This window comes from Thermobaculum sp. T2p, assembly GCF_059335935.1.
Window position 1 is genome coordinate 1 of the sequence record NZ_JANZYQ010000038.1, and the last position, 8,978, is coordinate 8,978.

Annotated in this window: 12 protein-coding genes; 7 read left to right on the plus strand and 5 right to left on the minus strand. The window is 59.1% G+C overall.

All coding sequences use genetic code 11. The annotated features are described in order from the left end of the window. Together N2245_RS14270 and dnaJ are read left to right on the plus strand one after the other, a co-directional pair. Positions 1-361 (plus strand): Hsp70 family protein (locus N2245_RS14270; protein WP_494537373.1); only part of this gene is annotated, 361 nt, incomplete at its 5' end. Positions 362-473: 112 nt separating this feature from the next. Next, positions 474-1,604 carry a molecular chaperone DnaJ gene (gene dnaJ, locus N2245_RS14275; RefSeq protein WP_494537374.1) on the plus strand — a complete coding sequence of 377 codons (1,131 nt, stop codon included), beginning with the start codon at positions 474-476 and terminating at the stop codon, positions 1,602-1,604. 29 nt (positions 1,605-1,633) lie between these two features. On the opposite strand, the gene N2245_RS14280 is transcribed toward dnaJ, so the two are convergent. Next, positions 1,634-1,918, minus strand: a complete 285-nt coding sequence (locus N2245_RS14280; RefSeq protein WP_494537375.1) for a hypothetical protein — start codon at positions 1,916-1,918, stop codon at positions 1,634-1,636. A gap of 282 nt (positions 1,919-2,200) precedes the next feature. On the opposite strand from N2245_RS14280, the gene rsfS reads away from it, so the two are divergent. Both rsfS and N2245_RS14290 read left to right on the plus strand, forming a co-directional pair. After that, on the plus strand, positions 2,201-2,569 hold the full coding sequence (gene rsfS, locus N2245_RS14285) for a ribosome silencing factor (protein WP_494537376.1): 369 nt from the start codon (positions 2,201-2,203) through the stop codon (positions 2,567-2,569). A 13-nt stretch (positions 2,570-2,582) separates the two neighbouring features. Beyond that, positions 2,583-2,768 carry a hypothetical protein gene (locus N2245_RS14290; RefSeq protein ID WP_494537377.1) on the plus strand — a complete coding sequence of 62 codons (186 nt, stop codon included), beginning with the start codon at positions 2,583-2,585 and terminating at the stop codon, positions 2,766-2,768. A gap of 10 nt (positions 2,769-2,778) precedes the next feature. Here the strand turns inward: N2245_RS14290 and upp are convergent, their stop codons facing one another. Further along, positions 2,779-3,405, minus strand: a complete 627-nt coding sequence (upp, locus tag N2245_RS14295; protein ID WP_494537378.1) for a uracil phosphoribosyltransferase — start codon at positions 3,403-3,405, stop codon at positions 2,779-2,781. Between upp and N2245_RS14300 the strand changes: the two genes are divergently transcribed. Next, on the plus strand, positions 3,364-3,927 hold the full coding sequence (locus N2245_RS14300; RefSeq protein WP_494537384.1) for a hypothetical protein: 564 nt from the start codon (positions 3,364-3,366) through the stop codon (positions 3,925-3,927). The genes upp and N2245_RS14300 overlap by 42 nt on opposite strands. Here N2245_RS14300 and plsY read toward each other — a convergent pair. Together plsY and der are read right to left on the minus strand one after the other, a co-directional pair. Next, positions 3,924-4,520, minus strand: coding sequence for a glycerol-3-phosphate 1-O-acyltransferase PlsY (plsY, locus tag N2245_RS14305; protein WP_494537379.1), 597 nt, complete (start codon positions 4,518-4,520; stop codon positions 3,924-3,926). The genes N2245_RS14300 and plsY overlap by 4 nt on opposite strands. Before the next feature lie 2 nt (positions 4,521-4,522). Beyond that, positions 4,523-5,869 carry a ribosome biogenesis GTPase Der gene (der, locus tag N2245_RS14310; RefSeq protein ID WP_494537380.1) on the minus strand — a complete coding sequence of 449 codons (1,347 nt, stop codon included), beginning with the start codon at positions 5,867-5,869 and terminating at the stop codon, positions 4,523-4,525. A 218-nt stretch (positions 5,870-6,087) separates the two neighbouring features. Here der and N2245_RS14315 point away from each other — a divergent pair, with 218 nt between their 5' ends. Next, positions 6,088-6,300, plus strand: coding sequence for a helix-turn-helix transcriptional regulator (locus tag N2245_RS14315; RefSeq protein WP_494537381.1), 213 nt, complete (start codon positions 6,088-6,090; stop codon positions 6,298-6,300). Next, complete coding sequence (locus N2245_RS14320) at positions 6,284-8,308, plus strand: AAA family ATPase (RefSeq protein ID WP_494537382.1); 2,025 nt, start codon at positions 6,284-6,286, stop codon at positions 8,306-8,308. Before N2245_RS14315 ends, N2245_RS14320 begins: the two co-directional genes overlap by 17 nt. A gap of 336 nt (positions 8,309-8,644) precedes the next feature. Here N2245_RS14320 and N2245_RS14325 read toward each other — a convergent pair. Further along, positions 8,645-8,978, minus strand: a 334-nt coding sequence (locus N2245_RS14325; protein ID WP_494537383.1) for a hypothetical protein, incomplete at its 5' end; no start/stop codon positions are given.

Here is an 8,978-nt window from a genome sequence, read left to right on the forward strand (position 1 = left end):
CCGCGCCGAGGACCAGAGGCGCAAGGAGCTGGTGGAGGCCCGCAACATAGCCGACTCGCTGATCTACCAGACCGAGAAGGTGCTGCGCGAGCACGGCGATCGGATCAACGAGAGCCTGAAGTCCGACATCCAGCGCAAGATCGAGGATCTGCGCCAGGCGATGGCCGGCGAGGACATCAACCGGATAAGAACTGCTACGGACGAGCTGGCCAGGGCAAGCCAGCAGATCGGGGCGCAGATGTACGGTCAGCAGGCGACGGGCACCTATGGACCCGAGCCTGGCGGCCAGCAGGGGCCACAGGGTGACCAGGGCAAGGGTCCTGATGACGGCACCATAGAGGGCGAATTCAGAGAGGTCTAGGCCTTGTTGGTGTGGCCGGAGTCGGTTTGTGCTCCGGCCACACTGCTTTTTGACACCTGTCGACGCATTAGGTAAGTTGTTATTTGATAGCATTACTTAGAGTTGAGTGCCTATGGACAGCAGAACTAAGAGGGACTATTACGAGATCCTTGGAGTACCTCGCAACGCGTCGGAGGAGGAGATACGTCGTGCATACAGGCGGCTGGCACGGCAGTATCACCCCGACGTGAACAAGGACCCCGATGCGGAGGCCAAGTTCAAGGAGATCAACGAGGCCTACCAGGTGCTCTCTGATGCCGAGAAGCGGGCTATGTACGACCGCTTTGGCCACGAGGGCGTGGGCAACGGCGGCTTTGGCAGCTACGACTTCACCGGCAGCCCATTCGGCTTCGGTATCGAGACTATATTCGAGAATCTCTTCGGGGCATCCACAAGGCGAACGAGGAGCCCTCGCAGGGGCAACGACCTGCGCTACAGGATGACGCTGACCTTCGAGGAAGCGGTGTTTGGCACTACCAAGGAGATAGAGATCACCAAGCGCACGGTCTGTCCGAGGTGCCAGGGCAGTAGGTCGGAGCCGGGGAGCTCGCCATCCCGATGCCCTACCTGTGGCGGATCGGGCGAGGTGAGGAGGATGCAGAGCACGCTTATAGGGCAGTTCGTGACGGTGACGCAGTGCAACACGTGCCAGGGCGAGGGCGTGGTGATCACCAACCCGTGTCGTGAGTGCCGGGGTCAGGGCTGGGTGATGGCCCCACGCAGGCTGGAGGTGAGGGTGCCTGCGGGCATCGATGAGAGCTTCCATCTAAGGCTGTCGGGCGAGGGGGAGCCGGGAGATCCTGGGGCTCCGAGCGGCGACCTGTTCGTGGAGTTCGACATCAAGCCGCACCCGCTGTTCAGGCGGGTTGGCAGGGATATACACCTGGAGATGCCTATAAACATCGTGCAGGCGGCTCTGGGCGACACTATAGACGTCCCAACGCTGGAGGGGACCACCGAGGTGAGGGTTGAGCCTGGCACGCAGACCGGCGACACGATAAGGTTGCGCGGCAAGGGCGTGCCTAGCCTACGGGGCAGCGGCCGCGGGGACCAGGTGGTCACCTTCAGGGTGGTCGTACCCCGCCATCTGAACGAGAAGCAGAAGCAACTCCTGAGACAACTGGGAGAGACACTGGAGAAGCCTCAGCCCGAGCAGGGCGAGAAGGGCTTTTTTGACAGGCTCAGGGAGTCTCTGGGGCTGTGATCACGGGCTTCTTGCCTTGTGCCCGTCCTCTAGATCATGCTTAGACCATTCTCCCTGGGCGTTCTCCTTGCCAGTTGGGTCAGCTTCCATATCCTGTACTTGGCTGCGCGATTGGGGTCCAGGGAGAAGAACAGCTTCCCCTTACACATCTCGACCTTCATGACCCCCTGCAGCTCGAGGTTGCATTGACCCTGTTCATTGGGGGTGCGATGCACGTTCACTCTGTGCTTGCAGAACCTGCACTCTTCGTAGATGCACAGCGCCTCGTGCGATATCTGACCAGAATTCTCTCTGGATTCCCTGTGCTTTATCACACCTATACCTCCTGCTATAAGACCTGTGGTCCTCCTACATCCCCTGCGTAGGTGGAAATTCATTCCCTATTTCATAACTCAACAGCAGCCTAGAAGGTTATACAACGACACGTGGGCATATTTATGTCTATCAGTTGTTAATAACAATGTAAGGGCCGGTAAAGTTGCACGCAACCGCACACTTGTAAATATCGCATATAATTTGCCAAGCGCTGTGGCCGCCCAAAGGGGCACAATGTTTGCTACGAATACATGTGATAGGTAGAATTTAGTGAGGTATAAATGGTTACAGCCAACTCTACGCAGATACAACCGGAAACACTGGCAAGAGAGCTTGTTGATGTTGCCTCTGAGAGGAAGGCTTCGGACATTGTGCTGCTGGACCTCAGAGGTGTGTCGATCATTGCCGATTTCTTTGTGATCTGTAGCGGCAGCTCCGAGAGGCAGATCAACGCTCTGTCTCAGGCCCTGATAGAGAGGGCCGACGAGATGGGCGTGCCCACCAGAAGGATAGAGGGCACCAGCGCTTCGGGCTGGGTGCTGATAGACTTCCTGGATGTGATGGTGCACATCTTTGCTCCAGAGCAGAGGGCGTTCTACAAGCTCGACGAGCTCTGGAAGGAAGCGAAGCCCCTGTTGCTCATCCAATAACCTGGAGGAAGGAATGTCGACAACCACGGGACGCAACCTGTTCATATTCGGCGCAGTCATAGGCGCCATAGGTGGCCTCGTACTTGGATCAATCGCCACGTACGAGCTGGGCGATTATGTTACCCAGCTCGTGCGAAGGCTCTTTAGGGCGATCACCCGCAGGCAGGAGCAGGTGAGGTTTGATCTGCTCAGCCAGTAACTCTCCCCTGCTAGCCTGTCCCGAACTGCCTGTCCCCTGCGTCTCCCAACCCGGGCACGATGTAGGCCTGGTCGTTGAGGTGTGAGTCAACAGCAGCTACGTAGATATCGATATCTGGGTGCGCCTTGGTGAGGGTCTCTATGCCTTCGGGGGCAGCGATGAGCCCTACGAAGCGCACGGCCGACAGGTTGCGGAGCTTGAGGACGTCCACCGCTGCCACGGCCGAGCCCCCGGTGGCGAGCATGGGGTCGAGCACCAGGGCCACATCGATGTTCAGGTCCTGGGGGAGCTTGTTGTAGTACTCCACTGGCCTGAGGGTATCGTGCTCACGGTAGATCCCTAGGTGCCACACCTCGGCGAAGGGCATCAGGCGCAGGGCGGCCGGCACCATACCTAATCCTGCGCGGAGGATGGGGACGAACCCGACCCGCCACTGGAGGTCGTACCCGCGGGTGGTGGCCAGGGGCGTTTGGACCTCCACCTCTCTGAGGGGGAAATCCAGCGTGGCCTCATAGAGCAGCAGGCTGGTTATCTCGTCCACGAGCTCTCTGAACCTCTTAGGCTCGGTGTTGACGTCCCTTAGAAGAGTCGTCTTGTGGGCCACCAGGGGGTGGCTGGATACGTGTACCTTACCCAAAATCTACCTCCCGATGAAAGATGTTGTGTGCGAAGGTTGACCTTCGGGGATGCAGGACGTACCATTACTCTCGTGAGATCCCAACCGATAGCCATCGACGTCCTCGACAGGGAGAGCTTCCTGCGGTACGGGGAGACGATAGAGCCGGTGCAGCCCGATCAGGGCAAGCTGGTGAGGGGGGAGGACGAGTACCAGGTCCTCACGCGCATCCCCAGCACGGGGTGGCGCTTGGCGCTGCACTGCGTGCGCATCCGCTGGACGGACACGCTCTACGCCTGCAACAACCGCAGGATATTTGTGCCGCAGTACGGTACGGTGCTTATATGCGTGGCACTGCCCAGGAGGACGGAGAACGTGCAGGTGTTCCTGCTGGATAGGTCTGTGATGCTCAATCCTGAGATTCCGCATTGCCTCCTCACCCTCTCAGCGGAGTCCTGGGTTCAGGTAGGTGAGAGCTTCGAAACACAGGCCAGGGAGATCAAGCTGCGGCGAACGCTGGTGCCTGCTGTCCTCTGGCATTAGATCCTTCTCTCCGTGCCCTGGAGGAGCCTTTGGATGTTGTCCTTGTGCATGGCGATGACCAGCAAGGCGGCCACCAGGGTGTAGACAAAGTACGCCCACGGTTCGTGAAGGAAGATCACTAGCAGCAGCACCACTATGGGTGCGAGAGCGCTGCCGGTCACTGAGCCCAGGCTGATATATCTCGAGATGATCACCAGAGGCACGCCTAGCACGGCCAGCAGGAGGACCGCCAATGGGACCATCACCAGGAGCGCTCCCATGCCCGTGGCCAGCCCCCTGCCCCCCTTGAAGCCCAGGAAGACGGGCCAGGTGTGACCTACGACGGCGAAGATGCCGGCTGCGGCCTGCGCCCAGTAGTTGGGTTCGGGCAAGAGCCACCGCGCGAGCAGCACCGCCAGGGCGCCCTTGGCAACGTCCATCAGGAGCACGAGGAAGAAGCCTTTCCATCCCACGAGCCTGCGGACGTTGGTGGCGCCCGTCTTGCCGGAACCGACGGTGCGCACATCTACTCCTGCCATGAGCCTGCCCACGATGTAGCCGTTAGGGATGGACCCTAGAAGGTACCCGATAATGCACGCGATGAGCACGGACATCTCTACGTCTCCTGTCTGCTGCGGAAGTACATCCTGATGGGAGTACCCTCAAAACCGTAGGCTTCCCTGATGCGATTCTCCAGATAGCGCTTGTAGCCGAACTGCACCTGCTTGGGGTCGTTCACAAAGAAGACGAAGGTGGGTGGCTTGACATCGGCCTGGGTGACGTAGTAGAACTTGAGCCATTTGCCGGGCTTGCTGGGGGGCTGGTGAGCGGCGACGGCGTCTCTCAGCAGGCGGTTGAGGGCGGCGGTGGTGATCCTGCGCTCCCTCTCCCTGGCGATCCTGAGGGCGGTCTCCATCAGCCCGGGGATGCCCTGAGAGTACTTGGCGGAGATGAACCTGACGGGCGCCCAGTCGACGAAGGGCATCCTCTCTCGGAGGTGGGCGACGTACTCGTCTGCGGTGTGCTCGTCCTTCTCGACGAGATCCCACTTGTTGACCACGAGCACCAGCCCTTTGTACTCTTCCAGGACGTAGCCAGCGATGTGCTCGTCCTGAGCGGTGAGTCCCTCCTGGGCATCTATCAGCAGCAGCACGACGTCGCTGCGGCCGATGGCCCTGAGGGTCCTGAAGACGCTGTACTGCTCGATGCCGGTCTCTACCTTGCCCCTGCGCCGTATGCCGGCGGTGTCGATGAGCACTATGCGCTGGTCACCCCACTGGATCTCCGTGTCCACGGGGTCGCGCGTGGTGCCCGGCATATCGCTGACTATGGCCCGCTCCTGCCCCAGGATGGCGTTGAGGAGCCGGCTCTTGCCGACGTTGGGCCTGCCGACAATGGCTATGCGCACCACTGGGCCGGTCTCTTCCTCCTCCTCTTCTTGCTCGGGGGGAAGGAGCTCGACGACCTTGTCCAGCAGGGGGGTGATGCCCATGCCGTGGTAGGCGGAGACGGGGATGGGGTCCCCCATGCCGAGGGAGTAGAACTCCACGGCCTCGTACTCGCGCTGGGGGGAATCGGCCTTGTTGACCGCCAGGATGGTGGGCTTGTTGGTGCGCCTGAGCAGGTCGGCTATCTCGTAGTCCGAGGGGGTGGGACCTGTCTTGACGTCGATCATGAAGACGATGAGGTCAGCTTCCCGAATGGCCTGCTCTGCCTGCTCGCGGACCATGCGGCGGATGGGGTCGAGCTCACCGGAGGATGAGTCGACGCTGGTCTCCAGGCCGCCGGTATCGACGATGGTGAAGGTCCTGCCGCGCCAGCTGACCTCGCCGTAGAGGCGGTCGCGCGTGGTGCCTGGCTCGTCCTGCACTATCGCCGCTCTTTCCCCCAGCAGGCGGTTGAAGAAAGTTGACTTGCCAACGTTTGGTCTACCTACTATAGCTACGATTGGTTTTGCCGCCATTGAGCACCTGGTCTTTCGAAGTATTTTGAGGCCTACACTAACTTGTCATTATACAAGAGAGAAGGTCGGCTTCTCTAGCTGACGTCAACCTAAGGACTTCCAGGACGTGCTACGGGACTCCCTCCTTCTCCAGCTCTTTACACTTATCGATTATATTTTCTATAATTCACCCATATACTACATAGTAGAACATAATTACATAATATAGGAGAACTGCAGTGGAAAAAAGGCTCTTGAAGGTCCCTGAGGTCGCCTCCTACCTGGGCATCAGCCGCGCCAAGGCCTGGGCCCTAGTCAACTCCGGATATCTGCCCTCGGTGCTCGTGCCCCCGAGATCTCGCAGGGTCCCTCTGGACGTTCTGGAGGCCTGGGTCGAGCAGCAGATCCAGAGCAGCATGGGAAAGGAGGCAGAGGATGGCGGTACCAAGTAACCCCGTGGGCTCCTCCATGCGGGAGGCGCACGCTATCCAGCCTATCCGGCAGTCAACTCCTCAGCAGCAGGATACGCAGCAAAACAGAAGGACCACAAACGACATCCAGCAGATCAAGGCGAAGCTGGACCTTACATCGCTCGTGGAGCGCCATGTGGGCGAGCTCCGAAGAGAGGGTGGCTACCTGAAGGCCCTATGTCCCTTCCACCGCGAGAAGACTCCCAGCCTGGCGATATACCCTTCGCGCCAGAAGTGGCAGTGCTTCGGCTGCGACCGCAAGGGGGACGTGATCGACTTCCTCGGGCACGTGCGCTTCAACGGTCTGTGGGACCGCGCCAACAGCTCGCAGTTCAAGGAGGTGTTGGCGGAAGCCGCTAAACTTGCTGGCCTAGCCTCTGCAGCATCTGAGTCTTCCCAAAGTTTTTCCCGATTTCCCGGTCCCTTAACAATCGGGAAATCGGGAAAAACTCCACAGCTTCCCAAGGACGTGCAGCAGGTCTATGAGCTGCGCGAGCATGACGGTACGCTCATAGCTTACCACCTCCGCAAGGAGGATCCCCAGGGCAAGAAGACGAGCATGCCCTACATGAGGCCCGATGGCTCCTGGGGGCTGGGAGACATCCCCAAAGAGGACCTTCCCCTCTACCGCAGCCATTTGCTGACAGCCTTGCAGGAGGCCACTATAGTCCTCACCGAGGGAGAGAAAGGAGCGGATGCCCTTTCGGCGCACCTGTCTCCAGACTACCTGGTGCTTGGAACCGCCTGCGGCTCATCTACCACGCCCTCCCACAAGGCTCTTCAGCCCCTAGTGGGGAGAAACATCCTACTCGTGCCAGATGCCGATGAGCAAGGCTTAGCCCACATGCAGAGGATCGCCCTGCGTCTGTTGGAGCTGGGTGTACCTCATGATTCCCTCAGCATCCTGTTGGGATACGACCTAGCAGACCTGACCATTCCCCTGGAAGAGGTGTTTGCACGCAAGGCCAAGCCTGTGACTCCTCAGCTGGCAGCAAAATGGCAAGAGGAAGTTTTTCCCGATTTCCCGGTCCCTAAAGAATCGGGAAATCGGGAAAATGAGGGGTTCATCCCTGTGTGGTTACAGCCAGAGCCTCCGCCTCGTGAATGGTTAGTGGAGGATCTGGTCCCTCAGGACACTATCACCCTCTTGTATGGGGATGCAGGCTTAGGCAAGAGCGCATTTGCTGCTGCCCTGGCTCTGCATGTATGCACAGGCAATGCCTTCCTTGGCAAGTCTACCATGAGCGTGCCTGTGGCTTATATAGACACTGAGTTTGATTCTAATGAGTTCATCCGTAGGTGCTATGCCATTGCCAGGGGGATGGGATTATCGGGGCCTCCAACGGGGATCTACTACTTGCGCACTCAGGGTGCGCTAACGGATCCAAAGGTAAGGACACAGATAGAGGCTGTCTGGGAGGTGGATTTCGTCCCTGGCCTCTTAGTGGTGGATTCGCTAACCCTGGGAGCCTTCCAATCGGACACCAAGGATGTAGGGGCAGTGGTAGAGATCATCAGTTGGCTGGAGCAGCTGGGCATCACAGCTCTGGTAATCGACCACCAGGGCAAGCCCACCCCGGGCGCTAACCTTAGCGACTATCGTGCTTACGGCTCTTTTGCCAAGACCGGGAAAGCCAGGCACATCCTGCAGCTCATTGCCGCTGACGGCGGAGGGGTGGTGGTCAGGGTCAGCAAGAGCAACTTGACGGCCAGGGGGTTGACGTTGGGCTTCAGCCTCGATTGGGAGGGCAAAAACCTTTACCTCAGGGAAGAGCGACTAGGCAGCGATGCTCTAGCAGGAGCAGAGCACAACCTCCCCAGGTCCACGCAAGTGCTGATAGCGCTGTCCCGCTACCCTGATGGGGCAAGCGTTGATGAGGTCGCAAGCGAGCTGGATATGAGCCCTAAGACGGTGCAAAACCATCTGTCGGCGTTGCGCTCTCAGGGCAAAGTACAGCAAATAGAGAGGGGGAAGTGGATAGCAAAATAGCACCAAAGGCGGAGCACCATAAGCAGGCGGTGCTCCGCTGCCCTCCTTATATCATATCGACCTGCCTTCGTATCAACCTTAGGCGATGGCAAGTGGGCCCTTAGGGTATCTAGCACAACCCATAGGCCAAAACTACTATCGGCAGACCAGCCTGACAGGAGGCCAAAGCCAGGCATGGAGAGATGCATGCAGGGGCCTACCTAAGGCAAAAGGGGAGATTCCACACCACCAAGTGCCCACCGGAGTAAGGGTCTGTGGACCTGCAGCCAAGATCTTGCCTCTCAGTCTCTAAGGAGATCATCGTCCCCACGTGAGCGACTACCCGCTGGGAAGCCTCTACCTGCTCAAGCCTGCATGCCACACCCTAGCGCCCAAGCCTGTATTCTCCACCTGATACTTTTTCCCGATTTCCCGGTCTCTTAACAATCGGGAAATCGGGAAAAACTTCGGGAAGGGCGCAGAGGGGTAGTGATGGGGTCTCCAGGCTGCTGCACAGCGCTGCACGCACTCCCCAGCACGTGACCTGGCAGGGGTAGGGGATGACCTGCAGGGACCGTGGGGTGGATGCACCTTCCCTTCCTGCCCTGGGGATCCTCTGATGGGGTTAGGTTGGAGGTCATGGGGATTCTCCTCTGTCCCATGGAAGATGAAGGTTATGTGAAATTCCCGA

Excerpts from the sequence above, each read along its gene's own strand:
- plsY (WP_494537379.1), bottom strand. The coding sequence starts at position 4,520 with ATGTCCGTGCTCATCGCGTGCATTATCGGGTACCTTCTAGGGTCCATC.
- der (WP_494537380.1), bottom strand. The coding sequence starts at position 5,869 with ATGGCGGCAAAACCAATCGTAGCTATAGTAGGTAGACCAAACGTTGGC.
- N2245_RS14290 (WP_494537377.1), top strand. The coding sequence starts at position 2,583 with ATGTCGACAACCACGGGACGCAACCTGTTCATATTCGGCGCAGTCATA.
- N2245_RS14320 (WP_494537382.1), top strand. The coding sequence starts at position 6,284 with ATGGCGGTACCAAGTAACCCCGTGGGCTCCTCCATGCGGGAGGCGCAC.
- rsfS (WP_494537376.1), top strand. The coding sequence starts at position 2,201 with ATGGTTACAGCCAACTCTACGCAGATACAACCGGAAACACTGGCAAGA.
- dnaJ (WP_494537374.1), top strand. The coding sequence starts at position 474 with ATGGACAGCAGAACTAAGAGGGACTATTACGAGATCCTTGGAGTACCT.